This window comes from Microbacterium kribbense (genome assembly GCF_039537285.1).
GTDB classification, from domain to species: domain Bacteria; phylum Actinomycetota; class Actinomycetes; order Actinomycetales; family Microbacteriaceae; genus Microbacterium; species Microbacterium kribbense.
The window spans coordinates 495,421-518,897 of record NZ_BAABAF010000001.1; the positions used below are offsets into that span (position 1 = coordinate 495,421).

Sequence of the window (23,477 nt, forward strand, 5' to 3'; positions counted from 1 at the left end):
ACTCCTTCTCACAATAAGAGAGTGACTGTCACGTCACAAGAAACAGTCTCCGCCCGTCATCCCTGCATGTCAATGGGTCAGGATGCCGCTCGGTCGATCCGGTTCCCGATCGTGCCGTCGCCGCCCAGCGCACGGAGGTTTCGGTCGATGAGGAGTTCGGCACCGACCGGTCGGCCGCCGGCGGCATGGGGCGTGATGATCAGGTGCGGGGCCTCCCACAGCGGGTCGGCCGCCGGCAACGGCTCGGGCGTCGTGACATCCAGTGCCGCGCCGCTGATCGCGCCGGTGCGCAGTGCCGTGATCAGGGCGGGCTGGTCGACGACGTCACCGCGGCCGACGTTGACGAACAGTCCCCGTGCGGGAAGGGCGTCGAAGACGTTCGAGCCGACCACGCCGCGGGTGGCTGCCGTGGCGGGAAGGATGCTGATCAGCACGTCGGTGGTCGGCAGTTCGTCGTGCAGGTGCCCGACATCGATGACACGGAACCCGGCGCGCTCACCGGGATGTGTGGCCACACCCGTCACGGTGGCGCCGAGCGCGGCCAGGACCGGCGCGAGAGTCTGGGCGATGCTGCCGAACCCCCAGATCAGCACGCGGGCATCCAGCAGCGTGGTGACCCGATCGGCCGGATGCAGCTCGTGGATGCCGCCCAGTTCCGACGACCAGTCGTGGCGCCGCTGGTGCTCGAGCGCAGCCGGCAGTCGCCGCACGAGCGCGAGCAGGAGGGCAAGAGTGTGCTCGGTCACGGTGCGGTTGTGCAGGCCCGCGCCGCTTGCGATCACGGCCTCCGGGCGGAAGCCCGCGGCGACGATCGCCTCGACGCCCGACGACAAGGACTGCACGAGCTGCACCTGGCGCAGATTCTGAGCGGCTGACTGCAGGTGCCGCGGCGAGGGCCCCCAGGCGACGAGGGCATCGGCATCCCAGTGCTCTCGGGGGATCTCTGCGGCGCCGTCGACGACGACCGACTCCCATCCTTCCGGCAGGTGGAGACGGGCGGACACCGTGTCGGGCAGCAGAAGCTTCATAGTCTCATGATATGGGAGCTACTCTCGCGGTGGGGACGCAGCTCGGAACGAACGAACGTCGGCGAGGTCGCCGACGGACTCGGCTGACCCCCGACAGGCCTCGACAGTCGGCGCGCGGCCGTGCCGCGGCATCCCGCCCCCGTAGTCTGTAACCCGTGACGGGCGACACGGAGCACACCCGCCGGCTGCGCACGTGGTGGGCGTCGCGCCTGGGCGCGCTCACCGGCGACATGCTGCGCGCGGCGGCCCCGCCCACGCAGCGCGTGTCGATCCCGTGGAGCGATGACGCGCTCTCGCAGCGGCACGCCCGCGCCGTCATCGATCTGTGCCTGCGCAGCGGTGAGGCGATGCTGGCCACCGGCGCGACGACGGCGGATGTCGTGGCCACCGTGCTGCGCATCAGCGAGACGTACGGACTGCGCAACGTGCACGTCGACATCACCTTCACCGCCGTCACGGTCTCGGTGCACCGCGGCATCGACGAGGACCCGATCTCGATCATGCGCGTGGTCAAGGTGCGCACCACCGACTACACCCGTCTGCAGGACGTGTACCTCCTGATCAACGAGGTGATCGGCTCGGGCGGCGCCCTCGACGTCGACGACGTGCGCGAACGGCTCAGCGCGATCCTCGCCCAGCCGCATCCCTACCGCCGCTGGGTCGTCACCCTCGGCGTGGCGGTGCTGGCCGGCGGCGTCGTCGTGATGTTCAACGCCAGCGTCGTGCTCGCTCTCGTCGCCGCCGGGTCCGCCGTCATCGCCGAACTGATCGGCCGGCGCCTGAGCAGATGGGGGATCGCGGCCTTCTTCTCGCAGATCGCCTCCGCCGCGGCCATCACCACGATCGCCGTCGTGATGTACTGGCTGCGCTCGATGGGCATCGAACTGCCCGGCACCGACCACCCCACGATCATCGTCATCTCGGGCATCATCATGCTGCTGTCGGGGATGGGCCTGACCACGGCCGCCCGCGACGCGGTCGATGGCTACTACGTCACCGCCTCGGCGCGAGTCATGGAAGTCATCATGCTGACGCTCGGCCTGGCGATCGGCATCTGGATGACGCTGGGCGTCGCGATCCGGCTGGGTGCGGCGGTCTCGGTCGGCACCTCGCTGGGCGCGGGACGGGGGCTGTGGGCCGGGATGCTGGGGGTGGCCCTGGTCGGGATCGGATTCGCCTTCACCTCCTACGTGCGCTTCTCCCTCGCCCCGCTCATGGCGATCTCGGCCGTGCTCGTGTTCGCCGTCTACGCCCTGCTGCGCCCCCTCGTGCCGCAGCCGGGACTGGCCGCCGGAGTCGCCGGCGCCGCCGCGGGCGTCATCGCGTATCTCGCCTATCGGTGGCTCAAGGTGCCCGAGGCGGCGATGGCCATGGCCGGCATCATCGGACTGATCCCGGGACTGGCCTTCTACCGCGGGCTGTACAGCCTGATCGGCGACGAATTCGACCCCTCCGCCGCGGCGCCCGCGCTGCTGTCGGCCGCCGCTACCGGCCTGGGTCTTGCCGCCGGCACCGCGATCGGCGGGTACCTCGCCCGCCTCAGCTTCGGCCTCGACCGCTCCGCGCGCATCGCGCAGCGGCGCTCGCGCGTGCGGCGCTGACGCGGTTTCGCCTCGCTGCGCTCGCTTGGCGGCCGGGCGGCGCGAGGCGGCTCAGGGGTCGTGGCGAGGCTCGTGGCTGACCAGGCCCACGGTGTTGCCCTCGCTGTCACGGATGAACGCCTGCCACTCGTCGGTGTCGACCGGACCGAGCGAGTCGTCGACGTGGGTGTAGATGACGTGCGGGTCATCCACGATCTCCACCCCGCGATCCCGTGCGGCCGCGACGGCGTGGGCGACGTCGTCCACCAGCAGGTACACGACGGTCGACGGCGCGTCCGGCTGCAGCAGCAGCCGGGTGGCGCCCAGGTTGAAGAAGAGCAGGTCCGGTGACGTGAACCGGGCGGCCGGCTCTTCATCGAGCAGCTGGGTGTAGAACGCCGCGGCGCGGTCGAGATCGTCGGCGTGCTGTGCGACCTGAACGATGTGCATGGCGATGACCCTTCGCTGGCTGCTGGCTCAAGTATGCCCCTGCGCGGGCGCCGTGACACGGCCTCCTCGACGCGGCCCGGCGTCGGCGCGAGCGCCCTCGGTAGACTGGAGTACCGCGCGCCGCACCTGAGTGGGCTCGTTTGATGCGGCGTCCGGCTGGGCTTGGGCTCCCCGAGACGAGGAGGTGGACATGCTTCGCGACGACGCGCGGCGTACTCGTGCCACGGTGCTGCGCTCGGTGTGGGAGCTGATGTCGAACACCGGCACCACGAAGGTCAGCGTGGACGACATCGCCGACCGTGCCGGTGTCAGTCCCGCCAGCGTGTACCGGCACTTCGGCAGCAAGCAGAAGCTGATCGACGAGGTCTCGGTCGACCGCTGGCGGCGCGCGTCGCGCTGGGCGGCCGGTTCCGGCGACCCGCAGCGCGCCCTGATCGACATCATCACGGTGCTCGATCGGTTCTCGCTCATGGTGACCGCGGATGCCGACTTCATCGCCGCGGCCGGTGTCGACGTCGGTCAGACGCCGGTCGCCATCCTGCCGGTGCGTCAGGAGTTCGCGCGGCGCTTCGACCACCTGTGGACCACCGCCGCCGACGCCGGCCAGATCGTGCCGTGGGCCGAATCGATGGATCTGATCGAACTCGTGGGCGGCATCCGCGACCCGCATCGCCGGGTGCCCAAACTCACGACGCTCATCAACGGCTTCTGCGCCGCGCGCATCGACATCCCGCACGTCGCGCGGGCCGTGCTGACCCGCTGACCCGCCCCTGTCGGCGCGGATCTGCGAGGAACCGGCGCGGATCTGCGAGGAACCGGCGGTCCGGCTCTCACTTCGCCGACGTGCCGACCGCGCCTTTCGTAGGGTGTGGGCATGGCGGACAATGACGTGCCCCCGCTCGACGCGGGGTTGAACGACCTGGCCAGGCGGCTGCACAGCCGTGAGCTGACCGCGACCGGCCTCGCGACGGCGCTGCTCGATCGCATCGCCGAGCGCAGCGGCGCGCCGACCTTCGACGGCGCCCCCGGCGCCATCAACGCCTGGGCGCACCTCGACGCCGACACCACGCGGCGCCAGGCCGCCGCCGCCGACCGCCGCCTCGCCTCCGGCGCCGAGTCGCCGCTGTGCGGCATCCCGATCGCCCTGAAAGATCTCTTCGCGGTCGCGGGTCTGCCGCTGACCGCGTCGAGCCGGGTGCTCGAAGGCAACGTCGCCGATGCCGACAGCGCCGTCTGGACCGCGCTCTCGGGTGCCGGCGCCGTCTATGCCGGGCACACGCACACCCACGAATTCGCCGCCGGCGGCACCACCGACCAGGTCGGCAACCCGTGGCACCTCGCACACAGCGCCGGCGGCTCCAGCGGCGGGTGGGCCGCCGCCGTCGCCGCCGGCATGGCACCCGTCGCGCTCGGCACCGACACGGCGGGATCGGTGCGCATCCCCGCCGCGCTGTGCGGTGTCTCGGCGTTCAAGCCCACCTTCGGACGCGTGTCGATGGACGGCACCATCCCGCTGGCGCAGACCCTCGACCACGCCGGCCCGATCGCCCGCACCCTCGCCGACTGCGCCGTCGTGCTTCAGGCGCTGTCGGCCGCCCCCGCCGCCCGCGACCCGTGGGGCGTGTTCGGCCGGCCCGCCATCCCGGCGCCCGAGCGTCTCGCTCTGTCCGGCCTCCGCATCGCCACGACGGCCCGCGCCGACCGCCCCGAGGTCGACGCCGACGTGCACGACGGATACCTGCGCATGCGCGAGGTGCTGCGCTCCCTCGGCGCCGAGATCGTCGAGCTGCCCGCCCCCGACGACCTGCCCGCGGCCGACTACGACACGATCCTCCTTGCCGAAGCCCGCAGCCACCACGCCCGCTACCGCGACCGCGCCGACCGGTACCGCCCCTCGGTGCGCGCGTTCATCGCGCCGGGCGCCGCGCCCCTGCCGGTCGACGCCTATCTGCGCGCCCAGGCCCGGCGGCGCGCGGTGACCGCGGCGTGGGATGCCTGGTTCCGTGCACACCGCATCGATGCGCTGCTCGAACCGACCAGCGCCATCACCGCGCCGCTGCGCGGGCACGGCTACGACGCCGGTGAGCGGGCCGGCGGCACCGACCCGCTCGCGGTCTTCACCGCCACCTGGAACGTGACCGGCTTCCCGGTCGCCGCGCTGCCGGCCGGACTCGGCACGCGCTCCGGCCTGCCGGTCGGCGTCAGCCTGATCGGCGCGCCCGACACCGACGCGCACCTGCTCGCGGTGGGCATCGCCCTGCAAGAATCCGCACCCCCGCCGCAGTTCGTCTGGAACGGCGCCGCCGCCGATCCCGCCGCCGCACCCGAGAGGAACGACCCATGAACCTGCATCACCCTCGTCGCACCGCGCGCGCCCGAGGAGTCCTCGGCGCGCTGGCCGTGGCATCCGCAGTCGCGCTCGCCGTCTCGGGCTGCGCCCGTTCCGACGGCGGCGCCCGCGGGGGCGCGGCATCCGCCCCCGGCATCACCGACACGACCGTCACGATCGGCATCAGCAGTCCGCTCAGCGGCCCGGTCGCCGGGCCCGGCACCTGCACCGCCGACGGCGCGATCGCCTATTTCGAGGCCCGCAACGCCGAGGGTGGAATCACCTTCGGCGAAGGCAAGACCCGCACGGTCAAGGTGACAGCGCTCGACGACCAGTACGACCCGCAGAAGGCGAAGGCCAACTACGACCAGTTCAAGGGCAGCGTCTTCGCGATCGCCATCGGACTGGGCACTCCCACCAACCGTGCGTTCCGCGAAGCGGCGATCGCCGACGGCGTGCCGCAGGTGCTCACCGGCACCGGTGATCCGCTGTTCAGCGACCGCGCGCAGTCGCCGATGCAGCTGGACGCGTTCCCCACCTATGTCGAAGAAGGGCGCGCGTTCGGCGAGATGCTCGTCGCCTCGGGCGAGCACAAGGTCGCGATCCTGTCGCAGAACGACGACTACGGTCTGGACTATCTGACCGGGTTCAAGAGCGCGGTGCAGGATGCCCCGGGCATCACGATCACGAAGGAGCTGACCTACGAGGTGCCCGACGTGTCGCTGGACGCGCAGATCACGGCGCTCGCCGCCACCGGCGCCGACGTGATCTTCAACGCCGTGTCGCAGCCGCATCTGACCGTCTCGGCGATGCAGAAGGCGCAGGCGCTGAACTGGCTGCCGAGCTGGTTCCTGCCGTCGAACACGTCAGGTGTCGCGCCGATCCTGAAGCCGGCGGGGGCGGATGTCTTCCCCAACGTGTACACGATCGGGTACCACAAGACGCCCGACGACCCGGCGTACGCGAACGACCCCGACGTGAAAGCGTTCACCGCGGCGCTGGCCGAATACACGAAGCAGCCGGCGATCCCCGAGTTCCCGCACTGCATGTGGGGATACATGGCAGCCGACGTCTTGGGCCACACGTTCCAGCAGATGACCGAGCCCACCCGGGCGGAGTTCATGACGCAGCTGCTCTCGATCAAGGGGTATCAGACACCGCTGATGCTCCCCGGCGCCGAGGTGGACACGACCATCGACGGCGAACCGGCGATCTCGTCGGTCATCCTGGAGCGGTTCGACGGCACCGGATACGACCCGATCGACGCGCTGAGCTGACCGGCGCGGCGGGCCGCGGCGGTGGGCGCCGCGGCCCTGCCGCTGCCCTGCCAATGCGCTGCCGATGCGCTGCCTGCCCGCGCCTGCGTCAGCGCGGTCGATCCGTCGGTCGCGGCTGTCGGGTGGGCCAAGGCGCGGCGACGCGCGCCCGTTTCTGGCATCCGCGCTCGTTTTTTTCGTGCGCGGATGCGACTTTCTATAGCGCGAGCGAGGAGGGGGACGCGTCGCGGCGCCCCCGAAAAGCGCACCGCGCGGCGCACCGCGCGGCGCACCGCGCATTCCCATCACGCTCATAGACACCTCGTTCAAAACCCTCAGCGCGCGTCAATAGCATGCCAAGCAAGACATATGCACGCGTTGACGTCGACGCGACGATTGGATGGGCGCCACCGCCGGCTTCCCGAACCGGCCCGGGCGCACCCGGATGACCGCTTCGTGCGCCCTACGCGCCACAGTGCCCGAGATGTGGTCAGCAATCCGTCGACTGATCGGAGGATCAGATGCATGCAGTCAAGCGGCGCTCAGCACGAGAACGGGCGCTGAAACGAGTGATGGTGGTGGGCGCCACGGCATTGGCCTGCGGCCTGGCCCTGGCCGGGTGCAGTTCCGGGGCCCCGACGACCGGCACCGGGAACAGCGCAGCCGCGTCCGGCACCGGCACCGCCGTTTCGGCGGCGACCCTGACGAAGCTGAAGACCGCGGTGACCGACGCCGAGAAGGTTCCGGTCTTCGCCGCACCGGGTCCGGCGGTGGATGTCTCGGCGGTCAAGGGCAAGACCGTCTACGCGTTCGCGATCAACAACGAGATCGACACGTGCAACCACCAGGTCGCGACCTACAAGAAGCTCGGCGGGGAGTTCGGCATGAAGGTCATCACCTTCAGCAACTCCGGCTCGCCCGACCAGTGGGCCACCGGCGTGAAGAACGCCATCGCGGCGCACGCCGACGTGCTCGCCATGTTCTGCGGCATCATCCCCGGTGCCATCGGCCCGCAGCTGCAGGCCGCGCACAAGGCCGGCATCAAGATCATCGACGGCAACTACAACGAGACCGACAACTACGCCGGGCTGGATGCCGTCACCGGCGTGCAGACCGCCGAGGGCATGAAGGCCAGTGTGGATGCCGCGGTGGTGGCCCTGAACGGCAAGCCGCTGCACGCGCTGATGGTCACCAGCAGCTCGGTGATCCAGGGCCCGGCCGCCGCCGCCGCCGTCAAGAGCGAGGTGCAGGCCGATTGCGCCAGCGTCTGCACGGTCGCAAAGACCATCGACGTGCCGGTGCAGAGCTGGACGAGCCAGACCACCGGTCAGGTGTCGTCGGCGCTGCTGGCCGACCCGAGCATCAACGCCGTGTTCGTCGCCTTCGACGGCATGGCCACGTTCGCCGTGACCGGCGTGCAGCAGGCCAAGCGCCCCGACGTGAAGGTCTACGCGTGGGGCACCAGCGCCACCACCGTCAAGACGATGGTGGGGCAGCCGAACGGCGTCCTGCAGGCGGATGTCGGACCGAGCGTCGTGTGGGACGCCTACGCCGAGATGGACCAGACGATCCGGCTGCTGGCCGGCCAGCCGGCGGCCACTCCCGAGAAGGAGATCGTGCCCAACCGCTTCTGGGCGCCGGGGAACGCCTCCGGGTTCCTCACCGCCAGCGGCGGCTACAACGAGCAGGGTTACGGCGGCAACGCCTACCAGAACGCGTACCGCACGCTCTGGAACGCACCCCAGCTCTGAGCGCTGAGCGAGCGACCGAGGGATGACGAGCATCGTGAACGCGCCCGCAGAGCAAGCCGATCGCCCCGTGCCCGCCCTGCGGGCGCGGGGCCTGGCCAAGCGCTTCGGCGCGCAGCTGGCGCTGTCCGGCGTGGATCTGGACATCGAGCAGGGCGAGGTCCTCGCGCTGCTGGGCGAGAACGGCTCCGGCAAGTCGACGCTCGTCAAGATCCTCTCCGGATTCCACGCCCCCGAGCCGGGCGGGCACCTGCAGGTCGCCGGCCGCGACGTGCCGCTGCCGGTGCCGCACGAGAACTACCGCGACTTCGGGCTCAGCTTCGTCTACCAGGACCTGGGGCTGGGCTTCGGCCTGCGGGTGGTCGAGAACCTCTTCGTCGGCCGGCGGGTGCGCGGCACGACCCGCATCCTGCATCCGATCGGCTGGGGCCGTGAACGGCGCGCGGCGCAGGCCGTGTTCGACCGCTACCACGTCGACCTCGACCCGAACGCGACCGTCGGCAGCCTGCGCCCCACCGCGCAGGCGCTGCTGGCGATCGTGCGGGCAGCCGAAGACCTGCGGCTGTTCCGCGAGCGCATGGCGGCGGCATCCGGCCAGGAGTCTGAGACCCCGCACGGCGTGCTCGTGCTCGACGAGCCCACCGTCTTCCTGCCCGAGGATGAGAAGGTGTTCCTGTTCGAACTGGTGCACCAGGTCCGTCAACGCGGCACGGCGGTGCTGTTCGTCTCGCACGACCTGCCCGCCATCCGCGAGCTCGCCGACCGCGCCGTGATCCTGCGCGACGGTGCGGCCATCGCCGACGTCACGATCGCCGACACCCCCGACGAGCAGCTGGTCGAACTCATCTCGGGGCACCACATGTCGGCCACCGTCGAGCGCGCCGCCACGCGCGCGGTCGAGTCGGTCACCGACGCCGAGCCCGCCGCTGGCGCGAGCGCCGCCGACGCGTCCGGCGTGCGGGTGAGCGCCAGCGGTGTGGCCGGCGGCCAGCTGCGGGATGTCGCCTTCAGCGTCGCGGCCGGCGAGATCGTCGGCGTGGCCGGCCTGCTCGGCTCGGGCGTCGAAGACCTGCCCTACGCTCTGTTCGGCGCCCTGCCCGGGGCCTCCGGACAGCTGCGCATCGGCGACGTCGACCACGACCTCGCGCACTTCAGCCCGCGCGCCGCACGGACGGCCGGACTCGCGCTGGTGCCCGCCGACCGCGCGCAGCAGGGCATCGCCCCGGCGCTGACCGTCGGCGAGAACATGATGTCGCTGGTGATCGACCAGTACTTCAGCCGGGGCCTGCTCGCCCGCAGCCGGCTGCGGCGCACCGCAGGGCAACGGGCGCGCGCGTTCGGGGTGCGCCCGCCGAACCCGAACGCCCTGATCTCATCGCTCAGCGGCGGCAACCAGCAGCGCGTCGTGCTCGCGCGCTGGCTGGAGGACCAGCCCCGGGTGCTCATCCTGCACGAGCCCACCCAAGGCGTCGACGTCGGCACCCGCGCCGAGATCAACGGGATGCTGCGGCATCTTGCCGCCACCGGCGTGTCGATCATCTGGGTCAGCACCGACTTCGACGAACTCGCCGACGTGGCCCAGCGCGTGCTGATCTGCTCGGACGGGGTCATCGCGGCGCAGGTCGACTCCGGACCCATCACCCGCGACCGGATCACCGCGGAGGTCTACGCGGCCGGCGCGCGCACCGCTGCGCCGGCATCAGGAACACCGCGATCACGAACACAGGGAGTCTGAGGCAGCTATGGACACCGAACCGAGGCTCGCAACGCCCACCGAGACGCAGCGCACGCGGTCGCCGCGCCGTGGCCCACTGTCGGGCAGGACGGGCAACATCCTCGAGAGCGCGATGCTGCCGGTCGCGTTCGTGCTGCTGGTGATCGGGTTCAGCTTCGCGACCCCCAACTTCCTGACCGGCGCCAACTTCTCCAGCGTGCTCGGCTCGCAGGCCGTGCTGTTCGTGCTGGCGCTGGGCCTGCTCATCCCGCTGACCAACGGCGACATCGACCTGTCGGTCGGCAGCCTGTCCGGCCTGGTCTCGATGGTCGTGGCGGTGCTGAACACCCAGGCCGGGATGAACATCTGGCTCGCCTGCCTGATCGGCCTGGCCGTGGGCCTGGTCGGCGGCGCGCTGAACGCGTTCCTCGTGATCCGATTCAACGCCAACTCGTTCATCCTGACCCTGGCCACCGGCACCGTGTTCGCCGGCGTCATCGAGTGGATCTCGGGCGAGCAGACCATCACGGGGGTCTCCAACGACCTGGTGCAGGTCGTGTTCTACAACGAGCTGCTCGGCATCCCGTGGGAGTTCTTCATCGCCCTGATCATCATGCTGATCACCTGGTACGTGCTGACCTTCACCCCGTTCGGGCAGCGCGCACTGTTCGTGGGTCAGTCCCGGCAGGTGGCCCGGCTCAGCGGCTTCCCGGTCAGCCGCGCCCGCGCCTACGGGTTCATCAGCGCCGGCCTCATGGCCGCGATCTCGGGGCTGCTCTTCGTGGGCACTCAGGCTTCGGCAAGCCCCGGCGACGGCAACATCCTGCTGCTGCCGGCCTACGCCGCCGCGTTCCTGGGCCTGACCACGATCCAGCCCGGCAGGTTCAACGCGATCGGCACCGGCATCGCGGTGTACTTCCTCGCCTTCGGCGTCTCGGGCTTCCAGTTGATCGGTGCGCAGATCTACATCCAGCAGATCTTCTACGGCGTGATCCTGGCCGTGGCCATCCTGCTGTCCCGGGTTCTCAGCAAGCGCCGGTACGGCGGTGGCACCGACGAGAGCTTCATCGAGACCGAGTAGCCAGCGGGCCGGCGACGCGCATTATCCAGCTCGCCCGTGTCGCCGGCTCCCCATCCGCGAGACAATCACGCCATGCACAAGATCATCCTCGACTGCGACCCGGGGCACGACGACGCGATAGCGATCCTGCTCGCCGCGGGCAACCCGATGATCGACCTGCTCGCGATCACGACGGTCGCCGGCAATCAGACGATCGAGAAGGTCACCCGCAATGCGCTGTCGGTCTGCGCGATCGCCGGCATCGAAGTGCCCGTCGCCCGCGGCGCCGATCGCCCGCTGGTGGAACCGCAGCGGGTGGCCGGCGATATCCACGGCGCGTCCGGGCTCGATGGGCCGGTGCTGCCGGCGCCCGCGTTCGTGCTCGACGAGCGGCACGCGGTCACACTCCTCGTCGACACCGTGATGGCGCACGAACCCGGCGAGATCACCCTCGTCGCGACCGGGCCGCTCACCAACATCGCCCTCGCGATGCTCACCGAGCCGGCGATCGTCGACCGCGTGAAGCGGGTGGTCGTGATGGGCGGCGCCTACACCCGCGGCAACACGACGCCCGCGGCCGAGTTCAACATCGCCGTCGACCCCGAAGCCGCTGAGGCCGTGTTCCGCGGGTCGTGGGATGTCACGATGGTCGGCCTCGATCTGACCCATCAGGCGCTGGCCACGACCGAGCTGCACGAGCGCGTTCGCGCGATCGGCGGACCGGTGAGCCGGTTCGTGCTCGACGTCTGGGAGTTCTTCGGTCAGACCTATCGCAGCGTGTACGGGTTCGAGCATCCACCGATCCACGACGCCTGCTGCGTCGCCGCCGTCATCGACCCGACCGTGTTCACGACGGCCCGGGCCGACGTGCGCGTCGAGCTGCGCGGGCAGTGGACCCGCGGCATGACGGTCGTCGACTTCGCCGACGTGCTCGGCATGCATCACGGCACCGGGCGCGATTACCGGGCGGATGTCGCGGTGCAGCTGGACTGGGGCCGGTTCGCCGACCTGGTGGTCGATGCGATCACGCGGCTGGGGGAGTGACGGCACCGCCCCGGATGACCCGCGTTGGCCGTGTCAACCGGCGTCCCGGGCGCCCCGCGCGGGCCGCGCTCGTCACCAGGGTGCGCGGGTGCCGTCCCACGACCAGAGCGCCCCGGTCGGCCCGTCGTCGGGCAGCAGGGCCAGCCGGATCGCCCCGGCGGCGGCTTCGGCAGGGTCGCCGCCGCCGGTGATGCCCGGACGCAGGTTCGTCGTGCGCAGTCCGGGGGCGAGCGCGTTGACCTTGAAGCGGTCGCCGAACGACTGTGCGGCCAGCAGTGTCACCGCGTTGACGGCCGTCTTCGAGGAGCGGTAGGCGATGCCGCCGCCGCGCACCCGCTCCCAGTCGAACTGCGGGTTCGGGCCGCTGTTCCAGGTCAGGGATCCGGTGCCGCTGGAGACGTTGACGATGCGCGGATGCCCGGACCGGGCAAGTGCGGGAGCGAAGGCCTGCGTGACGGCGACCAGGCCGAACACGTTGGTCTCGTAGGCGCGACGGAACTGGTCCAGGTCGGTGTGCTCCAGGTCCTCGCCGCCCGGATTGATGCCGGCGTTGTTCACGAGGATGTCGAGGGCGTCGATCTGCTGTGCCGCAGCGTCGATCGAGTCCTGATCGGTCACGTCCAGCCGGATCGCCCGGACATCCTCACCGAGGGTCGCCGCCGCGTCCTCGCCGCGCTTCAGGTCTCGTGCGCCGAGCCAGACAGTGACGCCGCGCTCGGCCAGTTCGCGCGCGATCTGGTAGCCGATTCCGCCGTTGCCCCCGGTGACCAGGGCGACGGTGCCGGGCGTGACCTCGCCGGGCTGCGGCAGTGTTGATGTGCTCTCCGCATTCATGACGGGAGTCCCTTCGGGCGATACTTGAGAGGCGGCGGATGCTCCGTCGCCGACGAGTGTACACCGAAACGGAGGATCCTCCGCTTTGTCTTCCGGTCCTCCCGCAGCTCCCCGCCGCTCCCGTGCCGATGCCGTGCGCAATCGGTCCAGGATCGTGGCGGTCGCCGTGGATGCGTTCGCCGCCGGTGAAGGCGACGTGACGTTCGACGCGCTCGCGCGCCGCGCCGGTGTCGGCGTCGGCACCCTGTACCGCAACTTCCCGAACCGACAGGCACTGGTCGAGGCGGTGTATCGGTCGGAGCTCGACGACGTCGTGGCACAGGCCGATGCGCTGCTCGCCGCGCACCCGGCAGACGTGGCGCTGCGTCGCTGGATCGATCGATACGCCGTATTCGTCGCCGCCAAGGAGGGCATGGCGCAGGCCTTCCGCGAAGCGGTCGCATCCGGAGTCATCGCCGCGACCGAGACCCGCGAGGCGATCCGTGGGGCGGTGGCGCGCTTCGTCGCAGCCGGGGCCGTCGCAGGCACCCTGCGCGGGGATGTGGATGCCGACGACGTCACGACGGCCCTGCTCAGCGTCGTGGTCGGCACCGCCGGGACGGGCACGGCGCAACGAGATCGCGTGCTCGACATCGTGGTGGACGGTCTGCGGGCTCGGTGACACCGCACCGCGGCATCATCCCGGCACGGGACTCGGGGCGGGCACCGCCGGCAGCGGACCCTTCCGGTCGCAGACCGGCGGTGCGAGGCCGGCGACCACCCGCAGGGCGTGGCTGGCGGCGATGTCGGCACCGGCCAGCATCTTGTCGCCGGTGTGCGGCACGGCGCCGATCGCCGAATAGAACTGCACGTCACCGGCGGGCGGCCCCAGCACGACGCGGTGCGGGTGCGGCCTGCCGGAGGCATCCACCATCAGGAACCCGTCGCCGGTCACGTCCAGCGTGTTGGTCTCCAGTGCGGCGTCGGCGGCGTCGACCCGGTGGAACCGGGCCTGGCCGGTCGTGACCAGGTGCCGCACCAGCGGGTCGTCGCAGGTGCGCAGGTTGCCCAGCGTCATCCGGGCCTCCGCCAGCACCCGCGCGTGGCGCAGCTGGCCGGGGATCGCCGTGGTCGCCGTCACCGCGCCCGGGCCGATCTCGACCGCGATGCCGGGGCCGAGGATCTCGATCAGGCCGGCTGCGCGCAGCGCGATCAGCCGCTCCACGCGCTCGGGCGGCGGGCCGCTGGCCAGCACGAGCCCGTCCGGCAGCAGCGACTGCTGAAGGTCGCGCACCACCGAGGCCGGGTCGATGACCTGCGCCAGCACGAGCCGGGCGAGCCGGCGCCGCGCGGTCTCCATCGCGCGGTGCACGATCTTGTGCGGGTTCGTGTCGGGGTGGTGGATGCGGTCGAGCTCGGCGGTGAAGTAGTCGTCGAGGAAGTGCTCCCACGCGGCCTCGTCGTCGAATGTGCGCCCGGCGGCGGGGAACACGATCGCCGGCCAGTCGAAGCGCTCGCCGAGGCCACGGGCGGATGCCGCCGCCTCGAACAGGTCGCGGAAGTCGGCGCGGATGTCGGCCAGCAGCTCCACGCCGGCGTCGACGTCGGCCCGGCCGGCGTGCGCGCGCAGCAGGTCGCGCTCCCGCGTGGCCGAGAACCGCGCGAGCTCGATCGGGGCGGGCAGCCCGTCCGGGTAGTACGCCTTGCCGCGGTACGGGAGTCCCCGCCTCGACCCGGCCGACACGACCGGCTCCCGCCCCGACGGCAGGTATCTCAGACGCCCGTCGGCGGCGCGCTCGAACCGTCCGCCGCGGCCTTCGAACAGCACGCCGATCAGGTCGAAGAAGTTCGCCCCGAGCCCGCGCATGATGACGCGTTCGCCCGCGGGCAGCCGCGCCCAGTCCCGCTCGGCGGGCATGCCAGGAGCGACATATGTCACGTCGTGGGCGGATGCCTGCGCGGCCAGCGACAGCGCTTCGGTGCTGGCATCCGACGTCAGCAGGCCTTGCGCGAGCACGACCACGTCGACCGTGATCGCGGTGCCGTCGGCCAGCGTCAGCAGCTGGGCGCCGTCGGCGGCGTCATCCAGTGCGACCACGGTGCCCACGTGCTCGAGGAACGTCACGTCGCCGGGAGCGCGGGCGATCACCTCGTGCAGTGCCCACCGGTAGTACGCGCCCTGCAGGCGACGGGACGGGAACGACCACGGGTGGGCGGCGGACGCCTCGCGCACGAGATCGTCGGCGAAGGCATCCGGATGCGCGGCCACCTGCTGCGTCCACGCGGCGAGGCTGGGACCGCCGCCGGTGGGGCCGGTCGTGGGCACCGTCTCGTCGGCGAACACCGTCGTCTCGGCGCAGTACGTGTTGTTCAGCAGATACGGCGACTGGTCGGGTCGCCACGTGCGTCCGGACCCGACGGCGACGCCGTCGATGAGGTGCACGGTCAGCGCCGTCCCGGGTGCGAGCGCATCACGGTCGGCCACGAGGCGGGCCGCAACGGCCACACCCCGAGGCCCGACTCCGACGAGTGCGATCCGGGCAGCCACATCCACAGCCAACCCGATTCGCGTCCCGCGCATGCCCGGCAGGGCTGCAATGTGACGCTCTGTGTCGGATTCGTACGCCGTGTTTCAGGCCGCGTGCGGGCCGGGCCGGTCGGTGACTAGCGTCAGCGGCATCCATTCATCCGTCACTCCCTGACCGATTCTGAGGTGCCCACATGTCCTCCCGCTCCCGCCGATACGCCGCCGTCGCCGTCCTCGCCACCGCCGCGATGCTGATGGCCGGCTGCGCGGGAACGGCCGCCGCGTCGCCCGGCGACGGGCCCATCACGTTCGCCGTGTCGGGCCCGGCCACCGGCATCAACGCCGAATACGGCGGGTTCTGGAAACGCGGCTTCGCCGTGGCCCTCGACGAGGTCAACGCCGTCGGCGGCGTGAACGGCCGTCACGTGAAGCTGGACTGGTACGACTCCCAGTCCGATCCGAAGCAGTCGGTCACCGTCGCGCAGCAGATCGTGGCAGATCCCCACGTGATCGCCGAGATCGGCGACTTCTCATCGCCTGCCTCGATGGCGGCCACCCCGATCTACCAGGCGAACGGGCTCCTGCAGTATGCCGCGACCAGCTCGTCGCCCGACTTCACGAAGGGCGGCACCGTGGCCTTCGCCCCCGAGCTGAGCCAGGCCGTCACGGCGGCGGCTCAGGCCGACGCCGCCGTGAAGGTCTCGAAGAAGATCGCCGTGCTCTACCAGAACACCGACTGGGGCACCACGACGTTCGGCATCTTCAAGAAGCGAGCCACCGCCAACGGCGCGACCCTCACCGCCACTTCGTCATACCTGCCCACCAGCACCGACTTCCGGTCGGTGCTGCAGAACGTCAAGGCATCCGACCCGGATCTGCTGTACATCATCGGGTACGACCCCGACGAGTCGGCGATCATCAAGCAGGCCCGCCAGATCGGGTGGAGCGTGCCGGTGTTCGCCTCGCAGTTCTCCAAGACGGCGATCGGCCTGACCGGTGCCGCCTCGGAGGGCGTCTATACGACCGACGCGTGGTGGCCCGAGTCCGACGTGCCCGCGGTGAAGTCGTTCGTCGCGGCATTCCAGAAGAAGTACGACGGCGACCTGCCCAACCAGTTCGAAGCCGGCGCCTACGACGCGGTCACCGAGCTGGTGGCGGCCGTCAAGCAGGGCGGCGCGACCCGGGCGGGCGTGCTGAAGGGGATCGTGGCCGACAAGAAGCTGCCCAGCGTGCGCTTCGGCGACTTCGCGTTCGGCGCCGATCGCCGGCCCCCGGCCATCCCGATGATCACCCTGGTCGTCAAGGACGGCGTCCTGACCCGGGTCGAGTGACCGGATGCTGGACACACTGCTGGCCGGCGTCATCCACGGCGGCACCTACGCGCTGATCGCACTGGGGATCTCGCTGATCTTCGGTGTGGCCAACATCATCAACTTCGCCCACGGCTCGGTGTATGCCATCGGCGGAATGCTGGGGTGGGTGTTCACCGGGCTGCTGGGATGGCCGCTGTGGTCGGCGCTGATCGGGGTCGCGTGCGCGACGGCGGTCCTGGGCATCCTGATCCACATGATCTCGGTCCGTCCGCTGCACAGGTCCCCGCACATCGCCGCGCTGCTGGCCACCTTCGCCGTCTCGATCCTGCTCGACAATCTCTCGCAGCTGATCTTCGGCCCCGACACCCGCAGCTACCCCGACCTGCTGCCCACCGCCAACCTGCACATCGCCGGATTCACCTTCGGCACGCTGGATGTCGTCATCCTCGTCGTGTGCGTGGTGGTGATGGGGGCGGTGGCCGGGTTCCTGCGCCTGACGAAGTACGGCCGCGCCGTGCGCGCCACGGCGCAGGACCGCGAGGCGGCCGTCATGATGGGCATCCCGGTCGTGCGCACCGAGGTGATCGTGTTCGCGGTGGCGTCGGCGGTAGGCGGGGTCGGCGGGGTGCTGGTGGGCATGTACAACACCATCACCACCCCGATGGCGGGCCTGCAGGCCATGCTCACCGGCTTCACGGCGGCGACCCTGGGCGGACTGGGGAGCGTGGCCGGCGCCGTGGTCGGCGGGGTGCTGCTGGGCGTGGTCGAGGCGTTCGGGGTGACCTGGATCGGCGCCGGCGCGTCCGATCTCATCATCTTCGGGGTGCTCGTGCTCACCCTCTGGTTCCGCCCGCAGGGGGTGATCGCCACGAGGCGCACCACCGCGCTGTCGGTCGAACCGCTGACCGGAACGTTCCTCGGCGGCGGCAGACCGATCCGGCTGCGCTGGTGGCAGGTGGCCGTGCTCAGCGCCGCCGCCATCGGCGTGCTCCCGTTCGTGCTGAACGGGTACTGGCTGACGGTCGGCACCCAGGTGATCATCTACGCCATCATGGGTCTGTCGCTCGTGCTCGTCTCGGGCCTGGCCGGCCAGGTGGTGCTGGGCCAGGTCGGGCCCATGGCCATCGGGGCATATGCCGTGGCGCTGCTGACGACCACGCAGCATTGGCAGTTCCTGCCGGCGCTGCTGGCGGGGGCGGGGATCGCCGCCGTGCTCAGCACCGTCATCATGGCGCCCAGCTGGAAGCTGTCGGGCCACTACATCTCGATGCAGACGCTGGGCATCGGACTGGTCACCGTCGCCGTGATCCTGAATCTGGGCTGGCTCACCCGCGGCCCGCGCGGCGTGCTCGGCATCCCGCGACCCGAGCTGTTCGGCATCTCGTTCGCCACGCCGCAGGCGCTGTATCTGCTGGATGCCGTCATCCTGGGCATTGTGCTGGTCGTGGTCACGCTGCTGCAGCGCTCACACCTGGGCACTATCTGGCATGCAGTCGGCAACGACCAGGTCGCGCTGCGCGCCACCGGCCTGCACCCCAGCCACTACAAGTCGCTGGCGTTCGCCGTCGGGGCGTTCATCGCCGGCATCGCCGGGGGACTGCTGGCCACGCAGTACACCTACATCGACCCGACGATCTTCACCCCCGACATCTCGATCCTCGCGCTGACGGTGATCGTGCTCGGCGGCATGCGCAGCCCGTTCGGCGCCGTGCTGGGGGCCGTGGTGCTCATCGCCGCGCCCGAGGTGCTGCGCATCACCGACGCCGGCCGGCTGCTGTTCTACGGCGCCGTGATGCTCGCGCTGGTGCTGTTCCGGCCGCGCGGGTTGTGGGCGAGGAAGGCATGAGAGGCGTGGAGGAGGTTGCCGTGGCGGATGCCGTGGTGTCAGACGCCGCCGGACGGGATGCCGTCGGGTCGGAGGCTGCCGGTCGAGATGACGCCTGGTCGGACGACGCCGGGTCGGACGCACGCGCGGGGGCGCTCGTCGCCGGTGCGGCGCTATTGCGGGTGCACGGCCTGGCCCGCAGCTTCAGCGGGGTCCAGGCCGTGGACGACGTCTCATTCGACGTCGCGCCCGGCGAGACGGTGAGCATCATCGGCCCCAACGGGTCGGGCAAGTCGACCACCATGAATCTGCTCACCGGGGTGCTGCGCCCGGACGCCGGCACGGTCGAGCTCGACGGCGAGGATGTCACCCGCGCCAGCCAGGAGGCGATCAACGCCCGAGGTGTGGCGCGCACGTTCCAGAACGGGCGGGTGTTCCCCGCGCTGTCGGTGCGGGAGAACGTCTTCGTCGGCGCGTATGCGCGCCAGCGGGCGCTGCGACCGGCGCGTCGGCTGATTGATGTGCCGGTGTTGCGGTGGGTGTCGCTGCTGGCGGAGCTGGGGCTCGCCCTGGTGCCTACGCGCGGCGTGCGGCGTGCGTTGCGCGAGATCGACTCCGAGACCGATGCGCAGATCGGCCGGTTCGGCGGCAGACTCACCCCGCGCGCGCAGGACGCCGCCTACACGCTCTCGTACGCGAATCGCCGGCGCACCGAGATCGCCCGCACGCTCGTGCAGCATCCGCGCCTGCTGCTGCTGGACGAGCCGACCGCGGGGATGAACCCCACGGAGACGGCCGAGGTGATCGAACAGCTGCAGCAGTTGAAGAGCCAGGGGCAGACCATCCTGCTCATCGAGCACAAGATCGATCTGGTGATGGCCCTCAGCGACCGGGTGCTGGTGTTCGACTCGGGGCGGCTCATCGCCGCAGGCGCCCCCGCCGACGTGCAGAACGATCCGCGCGTGGTCCGGGCCTACCTCGGCGCCGGCCGCACGCGGCGGCGTGCCGACGCCGCGGACGCGGCGGACGCCGTGACGGCGGCAGGAGGAGCGCAATGAGCGATGTGCTGCTGGACGTGCGCGACGTCGAGGTGTTCTACGGCTCCGCCCAGGCACTGGCCGGCGAGAGCATCGCCGTCGGCACCGGCGAGATCGTCTCGCTGCTGGGCGGCAACGCATCGGGCAAATCGACGACCATGAAGGCCATCCTGGGGCTGGTCCGCCCGCGGCACGGCACGATCGCGTTCGCCGGACGCGACATCACCGCCCTGCGCACCTCGCGCCGCATCCGGCTCGGCATCGGCAGCGTGCCCGAGGCCCGTCGCGTGTTCCCGCAGATGACCGTCGAAGAGAACCTGCTGACCGGCGCGTTCACACGTCGGTCGCACACGGGCGTGCGCACCTCGCTGCGCGAGATGTACGAGCTGTTCCCGCGGCTGGCCGAACGGCGCGGGCAGGCGGCCGGCACCTTCAGCGGGGGCGAGCAGCAGATGCTGGCGTTCGCCCGCGCGCTGATGAGCAAGCCGCGGCTGATCTGCATGGACGAGCCCACCATGGGCCTGTCGCCGCTGTATGTCGAGCGCGTGCTCGACACCATCGAGCAGATCAACCGCGAACTGGGTGTGGCCGTCCTGATGGTCGAGCAGAACGCCGAGCTGGCGCTGTCGATCGCACACCGCGGCTATGTGCTGCGCACCGGCGAGATCGTCCTGGCCGGCGACGCCGCCGATCTGCTGCAGAACCCGCTCGTGCGCGAGGCCTACCTGGGTCGCGCCGCCACCGGCACCACAGCAGGCCAGGCGGCGCGCGCCTCGTACACCTGATCCGCATCGTCCCCGTCGACTCCTCTCACCGGAAAGCACCATCATGACCACCCCCACCGACATCGCCACCGCACCCGCCGACCCGGCCGGCGCATCCGACCCGACCGCGGCACCCGACGCGAACACCGCATCCGACGCGACCACCGCACTCGACGCGACCGCGGCTCCTGCCGATGTGATCGATGCGCTCCTGAACGGGCTCACCGCCGCCGAGGCATCCATCGTCAGCGAGCTGCGCGCCCGCCGGCCCATCACCATCGCGCAGGCCCAAGCCAGCCATGACGCGCTGTTCGCCGGCGTTCCCGCCGACGCCGACGTGTCGCGGGCCGACCGGATCGCCATCGCCGTCTTCACCGCCCGACTGCACGGCGACGAGCATGCCGCCGACCGATACCGCTCGCTCGCCGGCGACGACGACGCCCGGCTGACCGCCATCGGTGCGGCGGCCGCATCCGCCGCCGTCCACGGCCCGTACGGCAGGTTCCCCTCGGCCGAGCTGGCGGCGTTCGACCAGGCCGGGCCGACCTACCGCGCGCCCGCCGATCTGGTCGAACGCATCGGCGCGCGGCTGGCCGCAGCTCTCGAGTACGCCCACGCGCTGGTCTTCCATCCGCGTGACGCGACGCCGGACTGGCCGGCGGCTCTGACCGATGCAGGCTGGTCGGCATCGGCCGTCGTGACGATCTCGCAGGAGGTCGCGTTCCTCACCTTCCAGCTGCGGGTGGCCGCCGGTCTGGCGGCGCTGGTCGGCAGCCCCCTCGTGCACGCCGAACCCGTCGCCCGCCGCGCGGGCAGCGCGGCCGGCACCGATGGCGCGGTCAAGCGCGGCACGCCGGATGCGGCATCCGATGCGTCGACCGCGCGCCGCCCCACCCGATTCACCACCGCGCAGCTGGACTGGGATGCCTGGGTGCCGCCGGTCGAGGAATCGGCCCTCAGCGACGTGCAGCGCGACGCGCTGGTGGATGCCGGCCGTGCCAAGAGCCCGTACTTCCGGCTGCTGGCCCGCGATCCCGCAATCCTGAAGGCGCGCACACTGGCCGACAAGGACATCTTCTACAACACCGTCGACGGCCTGCCGCGGGCCGAGCGCGAGTTGAGCGCCGCGGCCACCTCTCGTGTGAACGGATGCATCTACTGCGCGTCCGTGCACAGTCGGTTCGCCGCGCATTACGGCAAGCGGCCCGACGACGTGCAGCGGCTGCTGGACGAGGGCGTCGCCGGCGCGCAGGAGCCGCGCTGGCGCGCACTCATCGACGGGGCGGCGGCGCTCGCGCAGACCCCACCGGCGTTCACACCCGCCCACGCCGACGCGCTGCGCGCCGAGGGGCTGGCCGACGCCGAGATCAGCGACGCCATCCACGCCGCCGCGTTCTTCGCCTGGGCGAACCGGCTCATGCTGGCCCTCGGTGAGCCGCGCGTGCCCTGATCGGCAGACTGGCGGCGCGCGCGGCCACCCGCGGGTGCCTCGCTCGGGGCGTGAGTGCGTCGTGCCTGTCGGTGGTCCTGGGTACGCTGGGCGGATGGCCGACGACCGCACCGAACCGACCATGCTGCGCCTGCGGGCAGGCCTTCAGGGCAGCGACCCCGAGATCTGGCGCGAGGTCGAAACGGGCGACTGGCTCACGCTCGCGCAGCTGCACGACGTCCTGCAGATCGCGTTCGGTTGGCAGCAGGCGCACCTGCACCGGTTCAGCGACGAAGACCCGTGGGCGAGCCCCGGGCGCGGCATCCCGCGCATCGGACGCCAGCCGCGCGCCTGGGTCGACCAGTGGAGTCTGCTCGAAAGCGGCGGCGAGGCCGGCGAGGCAGACGAGGCCGACGCGACGCTGGCCGAGGCGTTCCGCGACGGCGGACCGCTCTGGTACGAGTACGACCTGGGCGACGGGTGGATGCATCGCATCGATCTCGTCGCCACCCGTGCGGCACCGCCGGGCACCGCACCCGTGCGCCTGGTCGACGGTGCGCGGCGCGCCCCCTTCGAAGATTCCGGCGGCCTCGGCGGCTATGCCGAGAAGCTGGCGATCATGGCCGATCCCGGTCATCCCGAGCACAACGAGATCCTCGGATGGGCGCGCTCGGTCGCAGGGCCCTGGGGCTCGATCGACCCGGAACAGATCGACCTGGACGGTGCCCGCGCTGACCTGGAGCTTCTGACCGGACCGGCCACACCCGATATGTCTGGGCTCGTCGATGCGGCGCGCGACATCGACGACGATGCTCCGATCGTCGGTTTCGCGGCGAACCTGCCGGTGCCGTATCGCGCGAACCTGCGGGCCCATCTGCGCACGTCCGGCGTGCTCGACCCGGTCACGCTCACCGACGACGAAGCCGCCGAACTGGTGCGGCCCTACCACTGGCTGATGGAGCGCATCGGCGACGACGGATTGGCGCTGACCGCGGCCGGCCGGCTGCCGCCGGCTCTCGTGCGCGCCGCCGTGGCCGAGCTCGACTGGGGCTCGCTCGTCTACGGGCAGACTGACCGCGAAGACAACACATGGCCGGTGCACCTGCTGCGCACCACGGCCGAGCGGCTGAGGCTGGTGCGCAAGGTCAAAGGACGGCTCGTACTCGCCGCGCGCACCCGCGCGCTGCGCGACGACCCGCAGGCGCTGTGCCGACAAGTCGCCCACGTGCTGCTGCGGCAGCGCATGGATGAGGCGCAGCAACTCGCCTGCACGACCTTTGTGCTGGGCATCGCCGACGGCTCGATCTCACGCCAGGATGACGGGGCCGCGCTGGTGTTCGAGATCGTGAACGGATTCGGCTACACCGACGAGCAGGGCATGCCGCTGGACAAGCGCTGGTACTTCGCGCTCACCGAGCCGGCGCGCAGCGTGCTGAACACGCTCGGGCTGCGGCGATCGCCGCTCGACGCGAGTGCGGCACCCAGCGACGCGCTGCGCCGGTTCGCGCGCCTCGCCCTGCGCTGAGGCGCGGGCAGGGCGGCGGGCGCGACACGTCCGGC

19 protein-coding genes are annotated in these 23,477 nt (G+C 71.2%); 15 read left to right on the top strand and 4 right to left on the bottom strand.

The window, feature by feature from the left end:
* Positions 1 to 77: 77 nt before the first annotated feature.
* Positions 78 to 1,028 carry an NAD(P)-dependent oxidoreductase gene (locus tag ABD705_RS02240; RefSeq protein ID WP_344780071.1) on the bottom strand — a complete coding sequence of 317 codons (951 nt, stop codon included), beginning with the start codon at positions 1,026 to 1,028 and terminating at the stop codon, positions 78 to 80.
* 155 nt (positions 1,029 to 1,183) lie between these two features.
* On the opposite strand from ABD705_RS02240, the gene ABD705_RS02245 reads away from it, so the two are divergent.
* Positions 1,184 to 2,629 (top strand): threonine/serine exporter family protein, encoded by a 1,446-nt coding sequence (locus ABD705_RS02245; protein WP_344780073.1) that lies wholly within the window; start codon positions 1,184 to 1,186, stop codon positions 2,627 to 2,629.
* Between the two features lie 51 nt (positions 2,630 to 2,680).
* Here the strand turns inward: ABD705_RS02245 and ABD705_RS02250 are convergent, their stop codons facing one another.
* Positions 2,681 to 3,058, bottom strand: a complete 378-nt coding sequence (locus ABD705_RS02250; protein WP_344780075.1) for a VOC family protein — start codon at positions 3,056 to 3,058, stop codon at positions 2,681 to 2,683.
* Between the two features lie 190 nt (positions 3,059 to 3,248).
* Here ABD705_RS02250 and ABD705_RS02255 point away from each other — a divergent pair, with 190 nt between their 5' ends.
* The 7 genes from ABD705_RS02255 (at position 3,249) to ABD705_RS02285 (ending at position 12,209) form a co-directional block, all read left to right on the top strand.
* Complete coding sequence (locus ABD705_RS02255) at positions 3,249 to 3,821, top strand: TetR/AcrR family transcriptional regulator (protein WP_344780077.1); 573 nt, start codon at positions 3,249 to 3,251, stop codon at positions 3,819 to 3,821.
* A 111-nt stretch (positions 3,822 to 3,932) separates the two neighbouring features.
* Positions 3,933 to 5,402, top strand: a complete 1,470-nt coding sequence (locus tag ABD705_RS02260) for an amidase (protein WP_344780079.1) — start codon at positions 3,933 to 3,935, stop codon at positions 5,400 to 5,402.
* The gene (locus ABD705_RS02265; protein ID WP_344780081.1) at positions 5,399 to 6,664 is read left to right on the top strand and encodes an ABC transporter substrate-binding protein; all 1,266 of its coding nucleotides are present in this window, start codon (positions 5,399 to 5,401) and stop codon (positions 6,662 to 6,664) included. Before ABD705_RS02260 ends, ABD705_RS02265 begins: the two co-directional genes overlap by 4 nt.
* A gap of 500 nt (positions 6,665 to 7,164) precedes the next feature.
* Positions 7,165 to 8,394 carry a sugar ABC transporter substrate-binding protein gene (locus ABD705_RS02270; RefSeq protein WP_344780083.1) on the top strand — a complete coding sequence of 410 codons (1,230 nt, stop codon included), beginning with the start codon at positions 7,165 to 7,167 and terminating at the stop codon, positions 8,392 to 8,394.
* Between the two features lie 22 nt (positions 8,395 to 8,416).
* Positions 8,417 to 10,126 carry a sugar ABC transporter ATP-binding protein gene (locus ABD705_RS02275; RefSeq protein ID WP_344780085.1) on the top strand — a complete coding sequence of 570 codons (1,710 nt, stop codon included), beginning with the start codon at positions 8,417 to 8,419 and terminating at the stop codon, positions 10,124 to 10,126.
* A gap of 7 nt (positions 10,127 to 10,133) precedes the next feature.
* Complete coding sequence (locus tag ABD705_RS02280) at positions 10,134 to 11,186, top strand: ABC transporter permease (protein ID WP_344780087.1); 1,053 nt, start codon at positions 10,134 to 10,136, stop codon at positions 11,184 to 11,186.
* A 72-nt stretch (positions 11,187 to 11,258) separates the two neighbouring features.
* On the top strand, positions 11,259 to 12,209 hold the full coding sequence (locus ABD705_RS02285) for a nucleoside hydrolase (RefSeq protein ID WP_344780089.1): 951 nt from the start codon (positions 11,259 to 11,261) through the stop codon (positions 12,207 to 12,209).
* 72 nt (positions 12,210 to 12,281) lie between these two features.
* On the opposite strand, the gene ABD705_RS02290 is transcribed toward ABD705_RS02285, so the two are convergent.
* The gene (locus ABD705_RS02290) at positions 12,282 to 13,043 is read right to left on the bottom strand and encodes an SDR family NAD(P)-dependent oxidoreductase (RefSeq protein ID WP_344780091.1); all 762 of its coding nucleotides are present in this window, start codon (positions 13,041 to 13,043) and stop codon (positions 12,282 to 12,284) included.
* 133 nt (positions 13,044 to 13,176) lie between these two features.
* On the opposite strand from ABD705_RS02290, the gene ABD705_RS02295 reads away from it, so the two are divergent.
* Positions 13,177 to 13,704 carry a TetR/AcrR family transcriptional regulator gene (locus tag ABD705_RS02295; protein WP_344780093.1) on the top strand — a complete coding sequence of 176 codons (528 nt, stop codon included), beginning with the start codon at positions 13,177 to 13,179 and terminating at the stop codon, positions 13,702 to 13,704.
* A 15-nt stretch (positions 13,705 to 13,719) separates the two neighbouring features.
* On the opposite strand, the gene ABD705_RS02300 is transcribed toward ABD705_RS02295, so the two are convergent.
* The gene (locus ABD705_RS02300; protein WP_344780095.1) at positions 13,720 to 15,570 is read right to left on the bottom strand and encodes an FAD/NAD(P)-binding protein; all 1,851 of its coding nucleotides are present in this window, start codon (positions 15,568 to 15,570) and stop codon (positions 13,720 to 13,722) included.
* Between the two features lie 173 nt (positions 15,571 to 15,743).
* Here ABD705_RS02300 and ABD705_RS02305 point away from each other — a divergent pair, with 173 nt between their 5' ends.
* From ABD705_RS02305 to ABD705_RS02330, 6 genes are all read left to right on the top strand, one after another.
* Positions 15,744 to 16,880, top strand: a complete 1,137-nt coding sequence (locus ABD705_RS02305; protein WP_344780097.1) for an ABC transporter substrate-binding protein — start codon at positions 15,744 to 15,746, stop codon at positions 16,878 to 16,880.
* A gap of 4 nt (positions 16,881 to 16,884) precedes the next feature.
* Entirely contained in the window at positions 16,885 to 18,708 is a 1,824-nt protein-coding gene (locus tag ABD705_RS02310; protein WP_344780098.1) for an ABC transporter permease, read from the top strand.
* Between the two features lie 20 nt (positions 18,709 to 18,728).
* Positions 18,729 to 19,745, top strand: coding sequence for an ABC transporter ATP-binding protein (locus ABD705_RS02315; protein WP_344780100.1), 1,017 nt, complete (start codon positions 18,729 to 18,731; stop codon positions 19,743 to 19,745).
* A complete protein-coding gene (locus ABD705_RS02320) occupies positions 19,742 to 20,509 on the top strand; it encodes an ABC transporter ATP-binding protein (protein WP_344780102.1) in 768 nt (255 codons plus the stop codon). The genes ABD705_RS02315 and ABD705_RS02320 overlap by 4 nt, the downstream gene beginning before the upstream one ends.
* Positions 20,510 to 20,552: 43 nt before the next feature.
* Positions 20,553 to 21,938: an alkylhydroperoxidase domain protein gene (locus tag ABD705_RS02325; RefSeq protein ID WP_344780104.1), complete on the top strand. Its 1,386-nt coding sequence runs from the start codon at positions 20,553 to 20,555 to the stop codon at positions 21,936 to 21,938.
* A 94-nt stretch (positions 21,939 to 22,032) separates the two neighbouring features.
* The gene (locus ABD705_RS02330) at positions 22,033 to 23,442 is read left to right on the top strand and encodes a plasmid pRiA4b ORF-3 family protein (RefSeq protein WP_344780106.1); all 1,410 of its coding nucleotides are present in this window, start codon (positions 22,033 to 22,035) and stop codon (positions 23,440 to 23,442) included.
* The last annotated feature ends 35 nt before the right edge of the window (positions 23,443 to 23,477 follow it).